At 68.7% G+C, this 18,301-nt stretch carries 18 protein-coding genes and 2 tRNA genes; 11 read left to right on the top strand and 9 right to left on the bottom strand.

All coding sequences use genetic code 11. The annotated features are described in order from the left end of the window. Nucleotides 1-35: 35 nt before the first annotated feature. The 3 genes from tatA to Q9S78_RS12665 all read left to right on the top strand — a co-directional run bounded on the left by tatA (nt 36) and on the right by Q9S78_RS12665 (nt 3,566). A complete protein-coding gene (tatA, locus tag Q9S78_RS12675) occupies nt 36-290 on the top strand; it encodes a twin-arginine translocase TatA/TatE family subunit (RefSeq protein ID WP_018186565.1) in 255 nt (84 codons plus the stop codon). Between the two features lie 64 nt (nt 291-354). Continuing rightward, entirely contained in the window at nt 355-1,110 is a 756-nt protein-coding gene (tatC, locus tag Q9S78_RS12670) for a twin-arginine translocase subunit TatC (protein ID WP_311870715.1), read from the top strand. Beyond that, the gene (locus Q9S78_RS12665; protein ID WP_311870533.1) at nt 1,107-3,566 is read left to right on the top strand and encodes a DEAD/DEAH box helicase; all 2,460 of its coding nucleotides are present in this window, start codon (nt 1,107-1,109) and stop codon (nt 3,564-3,566) included. Before tatC ends, Q9S78_RS12665 begins: the two co-directional genes overlap by 4 nt. A gap of 16 nt (nt 3,567-3,582) precedes the next feature. On the opposite strand, the gene Q9S78_RS12660 is transcribed toward Q9S78_RS12665, so the two are convergent. Next, nucleotides 3,583-3,656, bottom strand: a tRNA-Gly gene (locus Q9S78_RS12660). Nucleotides 3,657-3,750: 94 nt separating this feature from the next. Here Q9S78_RS12660 and Q9S78_RS12655 point away from each other — a divergent pair. The 5 genes from Q9S78_RS12655 (at nt 3,751) to clpX (ending at nt 8,275) form a co-directional block, all read left to right on the top strand. After that, nucleotides 3,751-3,824 (top strand) — tRNA-Pro (locus tag Q9S78_RS12655). Nucleotides 3,825-3,894: 70 nt separating this feature from the next. Continuing rightward, nucleotides 3,895-5,430 (top strand): trigger factor, encoded by a 1,536-nt coding sequence (gene tig, locus Q9S78_RS12650; protein WP_311870532.1) that lies wholly within the window; start codon nt 3,895-3,897, stop codon nt 5,428-5,430. Next, nucleotides 5,360-6,193 carry an ATP-dependent Clp protease proteolytic subunit gene (locus tag Q9S78_RS12645; RefSeq protein WP_311870530.1) on the top strand — a complete coding sequence of 278 codons (834 nt, stop codon included), beginning with the start codon at nt 5,360-5,362 and terminating at the stop codon, nt 6,191-6,193. Before tig ends, Q9S78_RS12645 begins: the two co-directional genes overlap by 71 nt. Nucleotides 6,194-6,210: 17 nt before the next feature. Continuing rightward, nucleotides 6,211-6,876 carry an ATP-dependent Clp protease proteolytic subunit gene (locus Q9S78_RS12640; protein WP_018186570.1) on the top strand — a complete coding sequence of 222 codons (666 nt, stop codon included), beginning with the start codon at nt 6,211-6,213 and terminating at the stop codon, nt 6,874-6,876. Nucleotides 6,877-7,006: 130 nt separating this feature from the next. Then, a complete protein-coding gene (clpX, locus tag Q9S78_RS12635) occupies nt 7,007-8,275 on the top strand; it encodes an ATP-dependent Clp protease ATP-binding subunit ClpX (RefSeq protein ID WP_311870529.1) in 1,269 nt (422 codons plus the stop codon). Nucleotides 8,276-8,341: 66 nt separating this feature from the next. Here the strand turns inward: clpX and Q9S78_RS12630 are convergent, their stop codons facing one another. Continuing rightward, nucleotides 8,342-10,399 carry a M3 family metallopeptidase gene (locus tag Q9S78_RS12630; RefSeq protein ID WP_311870527.1) on the bottom strand — a complete coding sequence of 686 codons (2,058 nt, stop codon included), beginning with the start codon at nt 10,397-10,399 and terminating at the stop codon, nt 8,342-8,344. A 94-nt stretch (nt 10,400-10,493) separates the two neighbouring features. Here Q9S78_RS12630 and Q9S78_RS12625 point away from each other — a divergent pair, with 94 nt between their 5' ends. Continuing rightward, nucleotides 10,494-11,096: a winged helix-turn-helix domain-containing protein gene (locus Q9S78_RS12625; RefSeq protein WP_026302839.1), complete on the top strand. Its 603-nt coding sequence runs from the start codon at nt 10,494-10,496 to the stop codon at nt 11,094-11,096. Then, a complete protein-coding gene (locus Q9S78_RS12620; RefSeq protein ID WP_311870526.1) occupies nt 11,093-11,308 on the top strand; it encodes a hypothetical protein in 216 nt (71 codons plus the stop codon). Before Q9S78_RS12625 ends, Q9S78_RS12620 begins: the two co-directional genes overlap by 4 nt. A gap of 7 nt (nt 11,309-11,315) precedes the next feature. Here Q9S78_RS12620 and Q9S78_RS12615 read toward each other — a convergent pair whose 3' ends face one another. From Q9S78_RS12615 to Q9S78_RS12595, 5 genes are all read right to left on the bottom strand, one after another. Beyond that, nucleotides 11,316-11,564 carry a hypothetical protein gene (locus Q9S78_RS12615; protein WP_311870525.1) on the bottom strand — a complete coding sequence of 83 codons (249 nt, stop codon included), beginning with the start codon at nt 11,562-11,564 and terminating at the stop codon, nt 11,316-11,318. 1 nt (nt 11,565) lies between these two features. After that, nucleotides 11,566-14,142, bottom strand: a complete 2,577-nt coding sequence (gene valS, locus Q9S78_RS12610; RefSeq protein ID WP_311870524.1) for a valine--tRNA ligase — start codon at nt 14,140-14,142, stop codon at nt 11,566-11,568. A gap of 90 nt (nt 14,143-14,232) precedes the next feature. Then, nucleotides 14,233-15,042 carry a MetQ/NlpA family ABC transporter substrate-binding protein gene (locus tag Q9S78_RS12605; protein WP_311870522.1) on the bottom strand — a complete coding sequence of 270 codons (810 nt, stop codon included), beginning with the start codon at nt 15,040-15,042 and terminating at the stop codon, nt 14,233-14,235. 46 nt (nt 15,043-15,088) lie between these two features. Next, on the bottom strand, nt 15,089-15,781 hold the full coding sequence (locus Q9S78_RS12600) for a methionine ABC transporter permease (RefSeq protein ID WP_311870520.1): 693 nt from the start codon (nt 15,779-15,781) through the stop codon (nt 15,089-15,091). Further along, complete coding sequence (locus tag Q9S78_RS12595; RefSeq protein WP_311870518.1) at nt 15,778-16,521, bottom strand: ATP-binding cassette domain-containing protein; 744 nt, start codon at nt 16,519-16,521, stop codon at nt 15,778-15,780. The genes Q9S78_RS12600 and Q9S78_RS12595 overlap by 4 nt, the downstream gene beginning before the upstream one ends. Before the next feature lie 48 nt (nt 16,522-16,569). Between Q9S78_RS12595 and Q9S78_RS12590 the strand changes: the two genes are divergently transcribed. Then, a complete protein-coding gene (locus tag Q9S78_RS12590; RefSeq protein WP_311870516.1) occupies nt 16,570-16,983 on the top strand; it encodes an OsmC family protein in 414 nt (137 codons plus the stop codon). On the opposite strand, the gene Q9S78_RS12585 is transcribed toward Q9S78_RS12590, so the two are convergent. Together Q9S78_RS12585 and Q9S78_RS12580 are read right to left on the bottom strand one after the other, a co-directional pair. Continuing rightward, complete coding sequence (locus Q9S78_RS12585) at nt 16,980-17,492, bottom strand: GNAT family N-acetyltransferase (RefSeq protein WP_311870514.1); 513 nt, start codon at nt 17,490-17,492, stop codon at nt 16,980-16,982. The genes Q9S78_RS12590 and Q9S78_RS12585 overlap by 4 nt on opposite strands. Beyond that, complete coding sequence (locus Q9S78_RS12580; RefSeq protein WP_311870512.1) at nt 17,489-18,151, bottom strand: hypothetical protein; 663 nt, start codon at nt 18,149-18,151, stop codon at nt 17,489-17,491. Before Q9S78_RS12580 ends, Q9S78_RS12585 begins: the two co-directional genes overlap by 4 nt. Nucleotides 18,152-18,301 lie beyond the last annotated feature (150 nt).

The raw sequence follows: 18,301 nt of genomic DNA, 5'->3' as shown, positions 1-18,301 counted from the left end.
TTAGACTGAGGTCACATCTACCCCGAGGAGCTTTCATGGGCTTGCAAGGATGGCACCTTCTCGTCGTCTTGGCGGTGATCCTGCTTCTGTTCGGAGCGGCGAAGCTGCCTGCCCTCGCGAAGAGCGTCGGCCAGTCCGCCCGCGTGTTCAAGGGTGAGATGAAGGCGATGAAGGAAGAGGACGGTCCGGCCGAGACTCCGGCGCACCAGCAGCCGCAGGCTCCGACGTCGGTGACGGGCCTGACGCCTCCGCCCGCGCAGGGCCCATCGCAGGGCCCCACCTCCTCCTGACGCGGTGACGACCACCGACCGGGACGCCGCCGCCACCGACGACGCCCCTCTCCGGGACAAGCGGATGTCGCTCGGCGACCATCTCCGCGAGTTCCGCAAGCGGCTCATCATCGCCGCCGTGGCACTGGTCGTCGGGATGATCGTGTCCTTCGCGCTCGGCGACGCGATCATCTGGGCAATCACGGAACCGATCCGCGTCGTGGCGGAGAGGCGCGGCGACGAGAACGCCGTCACCCTCATGTTCGCGACGGTGACCTCCGCGTTCGATCTCCGCGTCCGGATCGCGTTCGCCGTCGGCCTCTTGATCTCGGCACCGGTCTGGCTGTGGCAGATCTGGGCGTTCCTCATGCCGGGTCTGACCCGTAAAGAGGTCCGCTACACGATCGGGTTCGTCGCGGCGGCCGTGCCGCTGTTCTTCGCCGGCGCGTTCACGGGGTGGCTCATCCTCCCTCACCTCGTCGAGCTCATGGCGGGCTTCACTCCCGACGGGGCGTCGAACTTCTACGACGCCAAGTACTACTACGACTTCGTCTTCAAGCTTTTGATCGTCGTCGGCGTCTCCTACGTGACGCCCGTGTTCCTCGTGGCGCTCAACCTGGCAGGGGTCATGACGGGGCGCGAGATCATGAAGGGCTGGCGGGTGGCGATCGTGATCGCGACCGTGTTCGCCGGCGCCGCCACCCCCTCCGCCGACGTCGTCAGCATGCTCATCCTGGCCGCGATCCTCACGGTCCTCTTCTTCGCCGCGGCCGGCCTGTCGATGCTGTTCGACCGCCGCAAGCGCAAGCGCGAGGCGGAACTCCTCGGTCCGATCGCATGACGGACTTCGCGGCGCGATACGCACGTGCGCAGTCCGGCCGTCGGCATCCGATCTCGGCGTCGTTCGCCGAGATGCAGCGGTTCGACCTCGACCCGTTCCAGGTCGAGGGATGCCAGGCCCTCGAAGACGGTCGCAGCGTCCTCGTCGCGGCGCCGACCGGTGCCGGCAAGACGATCGTCGGCGAATTCGCGATCCACCTGGCGATGCGGGAGCCGGGGGACAAGGCGTTCTACACGACGCCCATGAAGGCCCTGTCGAACCAGAAGTTCCGCGAGCTGCAGGAGGTCTACGGCGAGGACCAGGTCGGTCTGCTCACCGGCGACACGAACATCAACGGGAACGCCCGGGTCGTCGTCATGACCACCGAGGTGCTCCGGAACATGCTGTACGCGGATTCGCCCGCGCTCCGGGGTCTCCGCTACGTCGTCATGGACGAGGTCCACTACCTCGCCGACCGCTTCCGCGGACCGGTGTGGGAAGAGGTCATCCTCCACCTGCCGCCTGCCGTCCGGCTCGTCTCGCTGTCTGCGACGGTGTCGAACGCGGAGGAGTTCGGCGACTGGCTCGACACGGTGCGCGGAGACACCGCCGTCATTGTCTCCGAGACCCGTCCCGTCCCGCTCGAGCAGCACGTGCTGGTCCGCGGCGACCTGTTGCCGCTGTTCGAAGACCGCTCCGGTGTGGCCACCGCGCAGGTGAACCAGGAACTCACCCGCATCCGTTCACCGAAGGCCGCGACGTACGAGAACAATCGCCGGGCGATCGAGTACCGGTCCCGCGGCGACCAGGAACGCCGCCGCCCCCACCGCGGTGGCAAGCGTCCCGTGCGCCCGTCGACGGCGGCCCGTATCGAGCGCATGGACCGCCCGCAGGTCGTGGAGCTCCTCGGGCGGTCGAACCTCCTGCCCGCCATCTTCTTCATCTTCAGTCGCGTCGGCTGCGATGCCGCCGTCCAGCAGGTCCGGCGGTCGGGAGTGCGGCTGACCGACACGGCCGAGCGCGATGAGATCCGGGCGATCATCGACGACCGCCTTCGCCCGCTGCAAGACGAGGACCTCGCCGTCCTCGGCTACTGGGAGTGGCGGGAGAACCTGGAACGGGGCGTCGCTGCGCACCACGCGGGCATGCTGCCGGCGTTCAAGGAGGTTGTCGAAGAGCTCTTCCGTCGCAAGCTCGTCAAGGTGGTCTTCGCGACCGAGACCCTCGCGCTCGGCATCAACATGCCGGCGCGGACGGTCGTCCTTGAGAAGCTCGAGAAGTTCAACGGCGAGGCGCGGGTCGCCATCACGTCCGGCGAGTACACGCAGCTGACCGGCCGTGCCGGCCGGCGCGGCATCGACGTCGAGGGGCACGCCGTCGTGCAGTGGACCGAGTCCCTCGATCCGCAGGCCGTCGCCGCTCTCGCGTCTCGACGCACCTATCCGTTGAACTCGAGCTTCCGCCCGACCTACAACATGGCCGTCAACCTGATCGACCAGTTCGGTCGCGAGCGTGCCCGCGAGATCCTCGAGTCCTCATTCGCCCAGTTCCAGGCGGACCGCGCCGTCGTCGGCCTCGCCCGTCAGGTGAAGGATGCCGAGGCATCCCTCGCCGGCTACGAGAAGTCCATGACGTGCGACCGGGGCGACTTCGCCGAGTACTCCGGCATCCGTCGCGACCTCAGCGACGCCGAGAAGCTCAACCGTGCCGACCGCACCGCGCCCGCCCGCATCCGGCAGCAGCGGCAGAACGAGATCCAGTCCCTGCGACATCGGATGCAGCGGCATCCCTGCCATTCCTGCCCGGACCGCGAGAACCACGCGCGCTGGGCGGAGCGGTACTGGAAGCTGCGGCGCCGGACGGACCGGACGCGACGCGACATCGAGACCCGCACCGGCACCGTCGCGCGGATCTTCGACCGCATCATCGATGTCCTCGCCGAGCTGAACTACGTCGCCTTCGAGGACGGCGCGGCCGCGCTGACCGCCGCCGGACGCACGATGCGACGCATCTACGGCGAACGCGACCTCCTGGTCGCCGAGTCGCTGCGTCGCGGACTTTGGAAGAACCTGGATGCCGCAGGCTTGGCTGCCCTCGCGTCGTGCCTCGTGTACGAGCCGCGTCGGGATGAGGCGGGGGAGTACCGCCTGCCGCGAGGTCCTTTCCGCGATGCGCTGACGAAGACGCAGGAGCTCTGGAGCCGCCTCGACGACCTCGAGCAGGAGCATCACCTGCCGGGAACCGAACCGCTCGCCACGGGCCTGGCGCAGGCCATGAACTCGTGGGCGCGCGGTGGCTCGTTGGATCTGGTCCTCTCAGAGGCCGACCTCGCCGCAGGCGACTTCGTGCGCTGGACGAAGCAGACGATCGATCTGCTCGACCAGCTCTCGATCGTCGCGGACGCGGACGTCGCCGTGACCGCGCGGAAGGCGCTCGACGCCGTCCGGCGGGGGATCGTCGCCTACAGCTCGGTGTGAGCCGCCAGGCGATGCGTGGAGGGGATGACGGGAATCGAACCCGCGTAATCAGTTTGGAAGACTGAGGCTCTACCATTGAGCTACATCCCCGTCGACGCTGAGGACAGCGCCTCGACGAGTGTAGCGGACATGGTCGGCTAGACTTACCAACGGCCGTTTTTCGGCGCTCGCCAGCGTGCGCGCCCGGGGCGTAGCTCAGCTTGGTAGAGCGCCCGCTTTGGGAGCGGGAGGCCGCAGGTTCAAATCCTGTCGCCCCGACAACGGCCCCACGAACCCAGATCACCGAACGGACGCGCGTGTGCGCGGCCGGACAAGGAGAACGACAGGCATGGTCACCAGCACCGTCGAGCAGCTCAGCCCCACCCGGGTGAAGCTCCACATCACGGTCACCCCCGAGGAGCTCAAGCCGAGCATCTCGCACGCGTACGAGCACATCGCGCAGGACGTGCAGATCCCCGGTTTCCGCAAGGGCAAGGTCCCGGCACCGATCATCGACCAGCGCGTCGGTCGCGAGGCCGTCCTCGAGCACGCGGTCAGCGAAGGCCTCGACGTCTTCTACCGCGAGGCCGTGACGGCGAACGACGTCCGCATCGTCGGTCGTCCCGCCGCCGAGATCGTGGAGTGGCCGAGCACGAAGGACTTCTCCGGCGACCTCAAGGTCGAGGTCGAGGTGGACGTCCGCCCCGAGTTCGAGCTTCCCGCCTACGACGACATCACCATCGAGGTCGACGCCGTCGAGACCGATGAGGCTGCGGTGGATGCCGAGCTCGACAAGCTCCGCAGCCGCTTCGGAACGCTCGTGACCGTCGACCGTCCCGCCAAGGCCGGCGACTTCGTCGAGCTCGACCTCGTCGCCACGATCGAGGGCAACGAGATCGACCGCGCCGAGGGCGTCTCCTACGAGGTGGGCTCGGGCGAGCTCCTCGAGGGCCTCGACGACGCCATCGAGTCGCTCACCGCCGGCGAGGACACCACGTTCCGTTCGAAGCTCGTCGGCGGCGACCACGCCGGTGAAGAGGCCGAGGTCGCCGTGTCCGTCAAGGCCGTCAAGGAGCGCGAGCTCCCCGAGGCCGACGACGACTTCGCTCAGGTCGCCTCCGAGTTCGACACGATCGGCGAACTCCGCGAGAGCCTCGTCGAGCGCGTCTCGGAGCAGGCCGTCTTCACGCAGGGCTCCGCCGCGCGCGACAAGCTCATCGAGGTCCTCATCGAGAAGGCGGACATCCCCGTTCCCGCCAAGCTCGTCGAGGACGAGGTGCACACCCACCTCGAGGGTGAGGGTCGCCTCGAGGACGACGTCCACCGCGCAGAGGTCACCGAAGCGAGCGAGAAGCAGTTCCGCACGCAGATGATCCTCGACAAGATCGCTGAGAAGCACGAGGTGCAGGTCTCCCAGGAGGAGCTCACCCAGTACCTCATCCAGTCGTCGGCGCAGTACGGCATGTCGCCGCAGGACTTCGTCAACGCCCTGCAGGAGGGCAACCAGATCCCGATGATGGTCGGTGAAGTCGCCCGCAACAAGGCCCTCGCCGTCGCGCTCGGCAAGGTGACCGTCGTCGACACCAACGGCAAGAAGGTCGACCTGACCGGCTTCGCCGCCGAGGACGACGAGGCTGCAGACGAGGCCACCGAGGCCGCGGACGAGAAGCCCGCCGCCAAGAAGGCCCCCGCGAAGAAGGCTCCGGCCAAGAAGCCCGCCGCGAAGAAGGCGGATGACGCCGACGCCGCCGCGGACGAGCCCGCCGCCAAGAAGGCGCCGGCTCGCAAGCCCGCCGCCAAGAAGGCCGACGCGGATGCCGCAGAGGAGCCCGCGAAGAAGGCTCCCGCCAAGCGCGCCACGAAGAAGGCCTCCGACAGCGAGTGACCCTCATCGACGGGCGGTGGGTGCCTTCGGGCCCCGCCGCCCGTCGTCGTTTCCGGGCATCGTCCACGTCGCCGGAGTCGGTGGATGCCGCCGGTGGTATGCCCACGGCGAACACGGGCGAGACGCTCGGAACGCGCCACTAGATTCGAAGCACGAACACGAATCCAGGAGAGCATCCATGGCTGAACCCCTTATGGCGACCAGTGTCTTCGACCGGCTGCTGAAGGACCGAATCATCTGGCTCGGTTCCGAGGTGCGCGACGAGAACGCGAACGAGATCTGCGCCAAGATCCTGCTGCTCGCGGCCGAGGATTCCGAGAAGGACATCTACCTCTACATCAACTCGCCCGGTGGCTCGATCACCGCGGGTATGGCGATCTACGACACGATGCAGTTCGTGCCCAACGACATCGTCACCGTCGGCATCGGCATGGCCGCCTCGATGGGCCAGCTCCTGCTGACCAGCGGCACGAAGGGCAAGCGTTACATCACGCCCAACGCCCGTGTCCTGCTGCACCAGCCGCACGGCGGCTTCGGCGGCACGTCCAGCGATATCCAGACGCAGGCGCAGCTCATCGTGTCGATGAAGAACCGTCTCGCGGAGATCACCTCCGCCCAGACCGGCAAGTCGGTCGAGCAGATCAACGCCGACGGTGACCGCGACCGCTGGTTCACCGCCGACGAAGCGCTCGAGTACGGCTTCGTCGACCACATCCGCGAACACGCTGCCGACGTTACCGGCGGCGGCGGGACCGAGAACTGAGCGTCGGAGGACAACGCATGAACACCCCCATCTTCGGTCGCGCGCAGAGCGACATGATGCCCTCGAGCCGGTACATCCTGCCGCAGTTCGAGGAGCGCACCGCCTACGGCTACAAGCGCCAGGACCCGTACAACAAGCTGTTCGAAGACCGCGTGATCTTCCTCGGCGTGCAGGTCGACGACGCATCCGCCGACGACGTGATGGCGCAGCTGCTGGTCCTCGAGTCGATGGACCCCGACCGCGACATCATCATGTACATCAACTCGCCCGGTGGTTCGTTCACCGCGATGACGGCGATCTACGACACCATGCAGTACATCTCGCCCCAGGTGTCGACGGTCGTCCTCGGCCAGGCGGCGTCGGCGGCATCCGTCCTGCTCGCGGCCGGTGCGCCCGGCAAGCGGCTCGCCCTGCCGAACGCCCGCATCCTGATGCACCAGCCCGCCGTCGGCGAGTCCGGTCACGGTCAGGCGTCCGACATCGAGATCCAGGCGGCGGAGATCCTCCGCATGCGGACCTGGCTCGAAGAGACGATGGCTCACCACACGAACCGCTCCGTCGAGCAGGTCAACAAGGACATCGACCGCGACAAGATCCTCTCCGCGCAGGAAGCGCTGGAGTACGGGATCGTCGACCAGGTGCTCACGTCCCGCAAGCGCACGCCCGCGGCCATCACGGCCTGAGGTGTGTCAGACGATGCCCCGCCGACCCGTCGGCGGGGCATCGTCGTCCACACCCGTGTCGCAATCCGCCCGGTGTCCGGATCTGCGGTTAGGCTCGACTGCACCGGCCTGAATCCTGAGGGGGAACACCATGGCACGCATCGGTGAGAGCGCCGACCTGTTCAAGTGTTCCTTCTGCGGCAAGAGCCAGAAGCAGGTCCAGCAGCTGATCGCCGGTCCCGGCGTGTACATCTGCGACGAGTGCGTCGAACTCTGCAACGAGATCATCGAAGAGCGGATGGCGGAGTCCGGTGACGGCGAGGTCAAGGACTTCGACCTCCCGAAGCCGCGCGAGATCTTCAGCTTCCTCGAGGAGTACGTCGTCGGGCAGGACCCCGCCAAGCGGGCACTCGCGGTCGCCGTCTACAACCACTACAAGCGTGTCCGCGCTCGCAGCACGATCCAGTCCGCAGAGCAGCGGGCAGACGAGATCGAGATCGCCAAGAGCAACATCCTGCTGCTGGGTCCGACCGGTTGCGGCAAGACGTATCTCGCGCAGACCCTCGCCAAGCGTCTGAACGTCCCCTTCGCGGTCGCGGATGCCACGGCTCTCACCGAGGCCGGCTACGTCGGCGAGGACGTCGAGAACATCCTGCTCAAGCTCCTGCAGGCCGCTGACTTCGACGTGAAGCGCGCTGAGACCGGCATCATCTACATCGACGAGGTCGACAAGATCGCCCGCAAGGCCGAGAATCCCTCGATCACCCGCGACGTGTCGGGCGAGGGCGTGCAGCAGGCGCTCCTGAAGATCCTCGAGGGCACCGTCGCCTCCGTGCCGCCGCAGGGCGGCCGCAAGCACCCGCATCAGGAGTTCATCCAGATCGATACGACGAACGTCCTGTTCATCGTCGCCGGCGCCTTCGCAGGCCTCGAGGACATCATCTCCTCGCGTGTGGGCAAGCACGGTGTCGGCTTCGGCGCTCCGCTGCAGGACAAGGAGCAGGAGCTCGACGTCTTCCGCGACGTGCTCCCCGAGGACCTCCACAAGTTCGGTCTGATCCCCGAGTTCATCGGCCGTCTGCCGGTCGTGACGACGGTGTCGCCGCTGGACCAGAGCGCGCTCATCGAGATCCTGACCGGACCCAAGAACGCCTTCGTGAAGCAGTACCAGCGCATGTTCGAGCTCGACGGCGTCGAGCTCGAGTTCGAGGAGGAGGCGCTCCGCGCGATCGCCGACCTCGCCGTCGCGCGCAAGACCGGCGCTCGCGGACTCCGGGCCATCCTCGAAGACGTGCTCGGTCCGATCATGTTCGAGATCCCCTCGGCGGAGGACGTCGACAAGGTGATCGTCACGCGGGCGGCCGTCGAAGAGGGGGCACCGCCCACGCTCGTCCTGCGGCAGAAGCGCAAGAGCGCCTGACCACCGGCATCCGATATCGAAAAGGGCGCCGCCTCCGGAGGGAGGCGGCGCCCTTTTCGTCCGGGCTCAGCCGGTGAGACCGCGCCGCTGGAGCAGGGGCTCGATCCGCGCATCGCGTCCGCGGAAGTCGCGGTAGGCCTCGAGCGGGTCCTTCGACCCGCCGACGCCCAGCAGCCGGGTGCGGAATCGATCACCGTTCTCGCGCGTCAGGCCGCCGTTCTCGCGGAACCACTCCACCGTGTCGGCGTCGAGGACCTCGCTCCAGATGTAGGAGTAGTAGCCCGCGCTGTAGCCGCCCGAGAAGATGTGCGCGAAGTAGGTCGACGAGTACCGGGTCGGAACGGCAGGGTTGTCGAGACCGATGTCGGCCAGCGCCGTGGCCTCGAACGCGTCGACGTCGATGGCGACGGCGGTGTCCTCGCCATCCAGACTGTGCCAGGCCTGATCGATCCAGGAAGCGGCCAGGTACTCGCTCGTCGCGAAGCCCTGATTGAACGCCTCGGACTCGCGGAGCTTCTGGACGACGTCGGCGGGGAGCGGCTCGTCGGTGTCGACGTGGCGTGCGTAGGACGCGAGCACCTCGGGCCAGAAGATCCACATCTCGTTGACCTGGCTGGGGAACTCCACGAAGTCGCGGAACACCGAGGTGCCGGCGAAGTGCGGATACGTGACGGTGGCGAAGAGTCCGTGCAGCGCATGGCCGAACTCGTGGAACAGCGTCGTCACCTCGTCGAGGGTCAGGAGCGTGGGGCTGCCGGGAGCGGGCTGGGGCACATTGAGATTGTTGATGACGATCGGCGCCGTGCCGCGCAGTGCGGACTGCGACACGATCGAGTTCATCCACGCCCCGCCGCGCTTGGAGTCGCGCGTGTACAGATCGAGGACGTACAGGCCGAGGTGGGAGCCGTCCTCGTTGCGGACCTCGAAGACACGTGCCTCGGGGTGATACGCGGGAAGGTCGGCACGCTCGGTGAACGTGATGCCGTAGAGATCCGTCGCAGCGCGGAACACGCCGTCGACGAGGACGCGTTCGGCTTCGAACCAGGGTCGCAGGGCCGTCCGATCGAGGTCGTACCGTGCGGCTCGCACGCGCTCCGTGTAGAAGGCCCAGTCGTGCGCGGCGAGGGGGAACCCGTCGCCCTCGCTGTCGATGATCTCCTGCAGGGCTGCCTGCTCCCGGCGCGCGTTCTCTGCGGCGGGGACCGCGAGTCGGCGCAGGAGCTCGTGCACCGCTTCGGGGGAGCCGGCGGTCTCGTCGGCGGTGACGTAGGCCGCGTGCGAGTCGTATCCGAGGACCCGAGCACGCTCGGAGCGCAGCCGCACGATCTCGGTGAGCACCTCGCGGTTGTCGTTGGCGTTGCCTCGGCGCCCCCGGGATCGGGATGCCGCCATGAGGCGTTCGCGGCTCGCCCGGGAGGTGAGCGACGAGAGGTACGGGTGCCCCGTGAAGAGGGTGAGCGTGACGACGTACTTGCCCTCGAGGCCCCGCTCGGCGGCATTGCGTGCCGCCGCCGACAGTTCGCCCTCGGTGAGTCCGTCGAGCTCTGCGGCCTCGTCGAAGAGCACGGCGAGGTCGTTGGTGTCGGCGAGGAGGTTCTTCTCGAACGTCGTGGTGAGCATCGACAGCTGCTGGTTCAGCTCCGTCAGGACCGTCTTGTCCGTCTCGTCGAGGCCCGCGCCGGCGCCCGTCATCTCGCGGTAGGTGCGCTCGACGAGGTACCGGTCCTCGCCCTCCAGGCCGAGGTCGTCGAGGCGGGCATGCACGTCGGCGACCCGCCCGTACAGGCGCGCGTCGAGCGTCACGGCGTCGTGGTGAGCGGCCATGAGCGGGGCGAGTTGCTCGTCGATCTCCTGGATCTCGGCCGTCGCGTGGGCGGAGCTCACGGTGTAGAAGATGCGCGCGACCCGTCCGAGGGCCTCGCCGGACCGCTCGAGTGCGACCAGCGTGTTCTCGAACGTCGGCGCGTCGGAGGACGTCGCGATCGCGTCGATCTCCGCGCGGTGCGAGGCGAAGGCCTGCTCGAACGCCGGGAGGTAGTGCTCCGGGCGGATGTTCGGGTAATCCGGCAGGCCGAAGGGGAGGGGAGAGGGGGCGAGGAGCGGGTTGGTCGCGGCATCCGTCATCGTCCCAGCGTACGTCGCCCGCGCGCGCCGCCCGCGCGATCGAGAATGCAAAGGAATGCTTGCAAAGATTCGTTTGCAAAGGTAGCTTTGGAACATGAGCGAGACACCGATGCGGCGGGCGGACCGCACCCTTGATGCCGGGGCCTTGCGCGCTCTGGCGCATCCGCTCCGCGTGCAGCTCTTCGACATCCTGTCGCAGTACGGGCCGCAGACGGCGAGTTCGCTGGCCGAGCGAACGGGGGAGTCCTCGGGCGCCACCAGCTATCACCTGCGGGCCCTCGCAAAGCAGGACCTGATCCGCGAGATCCCGGAGCGGGGATCCGCCCGGGAGCGGTGGTGGGAGCGGTCCGACAAGTCCGTGTCGTTCGACAGCCCTGAGGCGATGGCCTCACCGGCTGGTCGCTCGGCGACCCAGCTCATCATGAACGAGTTCCTCGGCCGTCGTCAGCAGCAGCTCATGCGGCATGTGACAGAGAGCATCGCCGATCCCGACAAGGGAGACGACGGCACGGCGATCATCTCGACCGCCAACATCCGTCTGACGCCCGATCAGGCGAAGGACATGATCCGGCGACTGTCCGAGATCGTCGACGAGGTCGCCGCTTCCGCGCGCGGCCACGAGGAAGACCCCGACCGCGTGCCGTTCACCGTCCGGGTGGACGCATTCGCACTACCCGAGGACGGAGACGGACGATGACCACGATCACGATCTCCACGCTGGACGTCACCGTCCGGCCCACACGGCTCGAGGCCGCGCTGTGGGCGGCGACGACCTCGGTCCAAGCGGCGGTCGCCGCACGGATGCTGCGTCGCGCCGATCGGGCGTTCGTTCGATCGGCGGCTGAGGAGCGCATCGACGACACGCGTGCCGACGTCGTCGCGCACCTGGCGCATCACCCCCGCGGCTGAGCCGGGCTCAGGACATGCCGTCGTCGTCGAGATGACCGACGACGACCTCACCCTCGCGGTCCACGCGCACGACCACGCCGGTGTCGAGTTCCGTGACCGGGCGGCCCTCCAGCCAGGTGAGGGTCCACCGCGGTCGCGGCTGACCGAGCGGATCCTGATCCACGGATGCGTCGACCGCCGCGATCTGCTCGCGCAGGACCTGCGGCACGGCTGCGGGCGGCTGGTCGCCGCTGGTCCACCGGGTTCCGAGTTGCACGTCAGGCCTCCTGCGGGGTGAGGACGATGTCGCCGACCGACACGGTGTCCCCGGCGGCGTAGGACACCTGCGCGATGCGTCCGACGGCGGCGAGGTCGCCCTCCGCGGAGCGGATCGCGTCGAGGGCCGCATCCGGGCCGGTGATCGTCAACGAGTCGACGGGGGTCTTCTGCGAGGCTTTCGCCTCGGTCTTCGCGCGGCGCACCGAGATGAGCGCCTCGCCGACCGTGCGGAGCACGGCAGGGTCGCCCTCGATGCCCACGGGCACAGGCCACTCAGCGGTGTGCACGGACCCCTCCTCGAACCACGACCACGCCTCTTCGGCGGCGAACGACAGGACGGGCGCCAGCAGGCGCAGCAGCGTCGACAGTGCCATACGGAGGGCGAGCGCGGCCGATGCCTGACCGGAGTCGGCCTGGTTGTAGGCGCGCTCCTTCACGAGCTCGAGGTAGTCGTCGCAGAACGTCCAGAAGAACGACTCGGTGATCTCGAGGGCGCGGGCGTGGTCGAACGCGTCGAACGCCTTCGTGGCATCCCGGACGACCTGATCGAGGGTCGCGAGCATCGACGCGTCGAGCGCGTGCGTGATGCGGGCGTCCTCGGGCACGGGGAACGAGAGCACGAACTTCGCCGCGTTCAGAACCTTGATCGCCAGGCGACGACCGATCTTCACCTGCGTCGGGTTCTGCGGGTCGAACGCCGCGTCGGCGCCGAGCCGGCTCGAGGCCGCCCAGTATCGGACGGCGTCGGTGCCGTGCGCGTCGAGGATGTCGGCAGGCGTCACGACGTTGCCCTTCGACTTCGACATCTTCTTGCGGTCGGGGTCGACGATGAAGCCCGAGATGGCGGCATCCGTCCACGGCGCGCGGCCGTCCTCGAGGACCGAGCGCACCATGGTCGAGAACAGCCACGTGCGGATGATGTCCTGACCCTGCGGGCGGACGTCGAACGGAGCCACGAGGTCCCAGAGCTCGGGGTCGCGCTCCCACCCGCCCGCGAGCTGCGGGGTGAGGGAGGACGTCGCCCAGGTGTCGAAGATGTCGCGCTCGGCGTCGAAGCCGCCGGGCGCGCCGCGCTGGTCCTCGGTGTAGCCGTCGGGCACGTCCGTGGTCGGGTCGACCGGGAGGCGGGAGACATCCGGGGTCAGCACGCGGTCGTAGTCCCGCTCGCCGTTCTCGTCGAGGCCGTACCAGACCGGGATCGGCACACCGAAGAAGCGCTGGCGCGAGACGAGCCAGTCGCCGGTGAGGCCGTTCGTCCAGTTCTCGTAACGGACGCGCATGAAGTCCGGGTGCCAGCCCATGCCGCGGCCCATCTCGATGAGCTTGTCGCGGAGCTCCGCGTCGCGGGCACCGTTGCGGAGGTACCACTGGCGGGTGGAGACGATCTCGAGCGGGCGGTCGCCCTTCTCGTAGAACTTCACGGGGTGGGTGAACGGCTTCGAGACCTCGAGCAGCTCACCGGACTCCTGCAGCAGCTCGACGATGCGCTTCTTGGCGCTGAACACCGTCTTGCCGGCGAGTTCCGCGTATGCCGCCTTGGCGGCATCCGTCACGAGCACGTCGGGGGCCTCCTCGATGATGCGGCCGTCGCGGCCGAGGATCGTGCGGTTCGGCAGGTCGAGCTCGCGCCACCAGATGATGTCGGTCACGTCGCCGAACGTGCAGATCATCGCGATGCCGGTGCCCTTGTCCTTCACCGCGAGCGGGTGGGGGAGGACCGGCACCTCGACGTCGAACAGCGGCGTGCGCACGGTCGAGCCGAAGTAGGGCTGGTAGCGCTCGTCGTCGGGGTTCGCCACGAGGGCGACGCAGGCGGCCAGCAACTCGGGACGCGTCGTCTCGATGTGGATGTCGCCCGAGCCGTCGCTCTTGTGGAAGGCGACCCGGTGGTACGAGGCCTGCTGGTCGCGGTCCTCGAGCTCGGCCTGCGCGATGGCCGAGCGGAAGTCGATGTCCCAGAGGGTGGGCGCCATGGCCTGGTACGCCTCACCGCGGTCGAGGTTCCGCAGGAACGCGAGCTGGCTCGTGCGGATCGTGTCGTCCGAGATGGTCCGGTACGTCTGCGTCCAGTCGACCGAGAGGCCGAGCTTGCGGAAGAGGTCCTCGAACTGCTTCTCGTCCTCGAGCGTGAGCTCCTCGCAGAGCTCGATGAAGTTGCGGCGGCTGATCGGGACCTGGTCAGCCGGCTTCAGGCTCTTCGCGTCGCCGCGGAAGGGTGGCGTGAAGTCCGGGTCGTAGGGCAGCGAGGTGTCGCAGCGCACGCCGTAGTAGTTCTGCACGCGGCGTTCGGTCGGCAGACCGTTGTCGTCCCAGCCCATCGGGTAGAACACCGTCTTGCCGCGCATGCGCTCGTAGCGCACCTTGACGTCCGTGTGCGTGTAGCTGAACACGTGACCGATGTGGAGCGATCCGGATGCCGTCGGGGGAGGCGTGTCGATCGAGAAGACGCCCGCGCGCCCCTTGGCCTTGGCCGCGTCGCGGTCGAACAGGTACGTGCCGGCGCCGGACCAGGCGGCATCCCACTTCTGCTCGAGGCCTTCCAGGGCGGGCTTGTCGGGAATGTGCGCGTTCGTCATGGTGATGCTCCTCGAGCGATATGTGCGGCACTGTGTGAGCGTGCCTGAGTGTGGGTGCCGCGCCAGTCTACCGCCGGGGTGCGTGCCGGCTCAGAACGCGGTCTCGATGGTCTTGTTGCCGTCGATGATGTCGCGCACGGGGTCGCTCGTGAAGGCGTCGATGAGGGCCTTCGTGGACGCGGCATCCTTGTCCTCACCGGGGACGACCAGCTGGAGGGCGAAACGGTCGTCGAGCTCGGTCAGCAGGCCGTCGTCCTGAGGGGTGAGGCCGAGCGCGGCGATGTGCGAGGGCCACTGGAAGACGAGGTCCGCCTCGTCGTAGGCGGTGTTGAGCTGGTTGATCTGCAGCTCGAGGAACTGCAGGTCCTTCGGGTTCCCGGCGATGTCGTCGAGCGTCGCGGCGTAGGGGTCGACGCCCTCGGCGAGCGTGATGATCTTCGCGTCGGCGAGCATCTTCAGTGCACGCCCCGTGTTGGACGCATCGTTGGGGATCGCGACGGTGGCGCCCTGGGGGAGGTCGGCGATGTCGTCAAAGGTCTTCGAGTAGAACGCGATCGTGAAGTTGTAGATCGGCTGCACGGCGGTGAGGTCCGCCCCGTTGGCGGCGTTGAACTCCTCCATGTAGGGCTTGTGCTGCGAGAAGTTCGCGTCGATGTCGCCCGCGGCGAGCATCTTGTTAATCGTGACGTAGTCGGCGACCTCGACGAGCTGGATCTTGTAGCCGTCCTCGATCTCGTCGGCCGCGGCTTCGACGATGTCGGTCATCGGCGAGGTCACGGCGCCGACCCGGATGGTCTGGACGTCGCCGCCGCCCTGCGCGGCGGGGGAGGCGCAGCCGGCGAGGAGGGCGACGGCGGCGGCGGTGAGGGCTGCGGCGAGGGTGAGGCGGCGCGGGGACATGGTGCTCCTTGTGGGATGGGGGACGGATGCCGGTGGTGAGCCGGACTCAGCGGTGGTCGAGGCGGACCGAGATCCGCTGGCCGACCGCCTGGATGACGAGGACGATGACGAGGATGACGAGGATCGTGAAGTACATGAGCACGTCGTCGTACTCCTGGTAGCCGTACCGCAGCGCGAAGTCGCCGATGCCGCCGCCACCGACGACTCCGAGCACCGTCGAGTACGAGAGCAGACTGATGCTCGCCGAGGTCAGCGCGTAGACGAGACCCGGCAGGGCTTCGGGCAGCAGGAAGCGCCAGACCGTCTGCGGGACGGTCGCGCCGAGGGTCTGCGCGACACGGGGGATGCCGGGGCTCACCTCGCGGAGGATCTGCTCCACCAGCCGGCCGTAGACGGCCACGGCGACGACGCAGAGCGAGAACGTCGCCGCGGGCGTCCCGAAGGTCGTGCCGTAGACCGCCCGGGTCACGGGGACGAGGAAGACCACGAGCAGCAGGAACGGAAAGGAGCGGATGACGTTGATCAGGAAGTTCGCGACCGACCAGACGAGGCGCTGAGGGCGGATCCCGCCGGGACGGGTCAGGTAGACGGCGGCGCCGAGGGGCAGGCCGAACACCACCGCGGCAGCGAGCGAGACGCCGAGCATGTAGCCGGTCTCGCCGAGGGCCTCGACGAGGTCGTCACCGCGCTCGGCGAGCGACGCTCCCAGGGAGGCGAAGACATCCTCTGCGCCGCTCATCCGCCGAGCTCCCGCCGTGCGCGATCGAGATAGGTCTCGCGCCCGCCGCGTGCCGACGGCGCGACCGCGAGGATGTCGACGAGCCGACCGTCCTCGAACAGAGCGACCCGATCGCAGACGCCGCGGACGACGTCGAGGTCGTGGGTGACGATGACGATCGTCGTCCCGAAGCGGTCCCGCGCGTCGCGGAGCAGGTCGAGGACCTCGCCCGCGGTCGCCGCGTCAAGCGCGGAGGTGGGCTCGTCGCACAGCAGCAACCGGGGCCGGCTCACCAGCGCCCGCGCGATCCCGACCCGCTGGCGCTGCCCGCCGCTGAGCTGCGCGGGGTAGGCATCGGCCCGGTGATCAAGCCCCACGAAGCGCAGCACGTCGTCGACGGCGCTCGCCGTCCGCTCCTGTCGGGGTCGCAGCGAGAGGGCGACCTCGACGTTCTGCCGGACCGTCCGGTTCGACAGCAGGTGGACCCCCTGGAACACGACGCCGATCTCGCGTCGTAGGCGGCGGAGACCGGCGCGGTCGAGGCGGCCGATGTCGGAGCCCAGCACTGTTACGGAGCCCGAGGTGGCAGCGACTTCGCCGGTGAGGAGGTTCAGGAGGGTGCTCTTGCCCGCACCGCTCTCGCCGATGATCCCGAGGATCTCGCTCTCGGCGACGGTCAGGTCCACGTCGGCGAGACCCTGCACGCCGCCGGGGTACGCTACGCCCGCACGAGCGAGCTCGACGGGGGACGGGGACAGCACGAAAGGACCTCAAGACGTTGTTGGATGCCGTCCAACTATAGTTCTGCCATGAGCACCAGGTACCGGACCGAGGCGATCAACGACGACGGCGGGACCGGTGTCAGCCGGGTCACGGGCGGCCTGGAGGTCGCGGTGTCGAACCCGCTGAGCCCCGACGCGGACCTGTCGCGGAGCAATCCCGAGCAGTTGCTCGCCCTCGCCTGGGCCACCTGCCTAGACGCCACACTGCAGGCGATCGTGAAGGGCGCCCAGCGCACGCGGGTGCGCGTCGAGGTCGAGCTCCACGACTCCCCGGAGCGCGGCGGGTACGAGTTCCACGTCACGGCGTTCGTCGCCGCGGAGGGGCGCACGCTCGGCGAGACGGACGAACTCGTCGCGGCCGCGCACGACCGCTGCCCGATCTCGCGCCTGCTGCAGGGGGCGGCGACCGTCGGCATCCGTGCGGAGGACTGGGCCTCCTAGCGGTCCACGGCGAATCCGAGGTGCGGCATGTCGACGCCTCGGTAGCGGGTGACGAAGCGGCGGCGGACCGTCATCCCGAGGCGGATGGCGACGTTCATCGACGCGATGTTCGTGTCGCGGACCTTCGCCCACACGGCCGGGGCGTCGAGCGCGCGGAACGTCCAGTCGCGGGACGCCGCCGCGGCCTCGGTCGCGTACCCCCGTTGCCAGTGCGCCGGGCGGAAGAGGTACCCGACCTCCAGGACCTCGTCGTCGTCGATGCGCTGCCGGGTGATGCCGCACTGCCCGATCATCTCGCCCGGGGCGTCGGCGAGCTCGACGGCCCAGAGCCCGAACCCGTCCTCCGCGTAGCGCTGGAGGTTGCGCTCGAGCCACGCCCGGCACTCGCTCTCGGCGAAAGGCCCCTCGTACGCGGTCATCGCGACCGGGTCGGTGAGGATCGTCCGGAGTGCCGGCAGGTCGTCCTCGCCCATGTCGCGGAGGACGAGCCGCGCCGTCCGCAGGGTCACGCGTCCGTCCTCACGTCGATGCCGAGGGACGCCGCGAGCGCGAGCGCGTGCGAGGTCGCCTGATCGGCGGTCAGGGTGACGCCCCGCAGCATCCGGACGTCCGTGAAGGAGAGCACGTCCGCGCCGCGCAGGTCGACGTCGCCCGCCTGCCACTCCCTGACGTCCATCTCGTCCACCGACGTCTCCGCGAACCGCATCCGCTCCACGTGGGCGCCGGGGAGGTCGAGGGTGCCGATGCGGCATCCGGTCACCTCGACGTCTCGAAGCGTCGCGCCGCCCGCCGTCAGGTAGTCGATTCGCACGCCGTCCAGGACGAGACCGTCGCAGCGCGCGCGGGACAGGTCGAGGGTCCCGATCCGCCCGCCGCGGACGACGACCGTCCGCCACGTCCCCTCCCGGGCGATCAGCTCGGCCGTGGACACGGCGTCGAGGACGACGTCGGTGAGGATCGCTCCGGTCAGATCGAGGGTCTGAACGGATGCCGCGGCGACAACACTCTCGCTGATGCGGGTGTGCGCGGCATCCGTCGTCCCGGGGTCGAGGTCGATGCGCGCCTCGGATGTCTCGCCCGACCGGTGGAGCGCCGCGGACGAGAACTCCCGGGGGAGATCCGGATCCGGGATGCGGGGAGGCTCGGGACGGATGCGGGAGCGGGCCATGACGCCAGGCTATGCCGACGGTATGATCTTCTGCATCAGCACCGATCCGGCCATCACCGGGGAGCTCTCGGAAGAACAGCGGTCCGCCGCCCAGTAGAACCGAGCGGGGCAGGCCCGTCATCGCCGCAGGTGAGTGGGTGCACCCGGATC

This window comes from Microbacterium aquilitoris, assembly GCF_031932285.1.
Classification (GTDB): Bacteria; Actinomycetota; Actinomycetes; order Actinomycetales; family Microbacteriaceae; genus Microbacterium; species Microbacterium aquilitoris.
Note: the sequence above shows the minus strand (reverse complement) of the source record. Positions and strands in the feature narration are given on the sequence as shown.

Coding starts and splice junctions, on each gene's coding strand:
- Q9S78_RS12590 (WP_311870516.1), top strand. CDS start 16,570: ATGAGCACCAGGTACCGGACCGAGGCGATCAACGACGACGGCGGGACC.
- tatC (WP_311870715.1), top strand. CDS start 355: ATGTCGCTCGGCGACCATCTCCGCGAGTTCCGCAAGCGGCTCATCATC.
- Q9S78_RS12600 (WP_311870520.1), bottom strand. CDS start 15,781: ATGAGCGGCGCAGAGGATGTCTTCGCCTCCCTGGGAGCGTCGCTCGCC.
- Q9S78_RS12640 (WP_018186570.1), top strand. CDS start 6,211: ATGAACACCCCCATCTTCGGTCGCGCGCAGAGCGACATGATGCCCTCG.
- tig (WP_311870532.1), top strand. CDS start 3,895: ATGGTCACCAGCACCGTCGAGCAGCTCAGCCCCACCCGGGTGAAGCTC.
- Q9S78_RS12605 (WP_311870522.1), bottom strand. CDS start 15,042: ATGTCCCCGCGCCGCCTCACCCTCGCCGCAGCCCTCACCGCCGCCGCC.
- tatA (WP_018186565.1), top strand. CDS start 36: ATGGGCTTGCAAGGATGGCACCTTCTCGTCGTCTTGGCGGTGATCCTG.
- Q9S78_RS12630 (WP_311870527.1), bottom strand. CDS start 10,399: ATGACGGATGCCGCGACCAACCCGCTCCTCGCCCCCTCTCCCCTCCCC.
- clpX (WP_311870529.1), top strand. CDS start 7,007: ATGGCACGCATCGGTGAGAGCGCCGACCTGTTCAAGTGTTCCTTCTGC.
- Q9S78_RS12645 (WP_311870530.1), top strand. CDS start 5,360: ATGCCGCAGAGGAGCCCGCGAAGAAGGCTCCCGCCAAGCGCGCCACGA.
- Q9S78_RS12665 (WP_311870533.1), top strand. CDS start 1,107: ATGACGGACTTCGCGGCGCGATACGCACGTGCGCAGTCCGGCCGTCGG.
- Q9S78_RS12625 (WP_026302839.1), top strand. CDS start 10,494: ATGAGCGAGACACCGATGCGGCGGGCGGACCGCACCCTTGATGCCGGG.
- Q9S78_RS12620 (WP_311870526.1), top strand. CDS start 11,093: ATGACCACGATCACGATCTCCACGCTGGACGTCACCGTCCGGCCCACA.
- valS (WP_311870524.1), bottom strand. CDS start 14,142: ATGACGAACGCGCACATTCCCGACAAGCCCGCCCTGGAAGGCCTCGAG.
- Q9S78_RS12580 (WP_311870512.1), bottom strand. CDS start 18,151: ATGGCCCGCTCCCGCATCCGTCCCGAGCCTCCCCGCATCCCGGATCCG.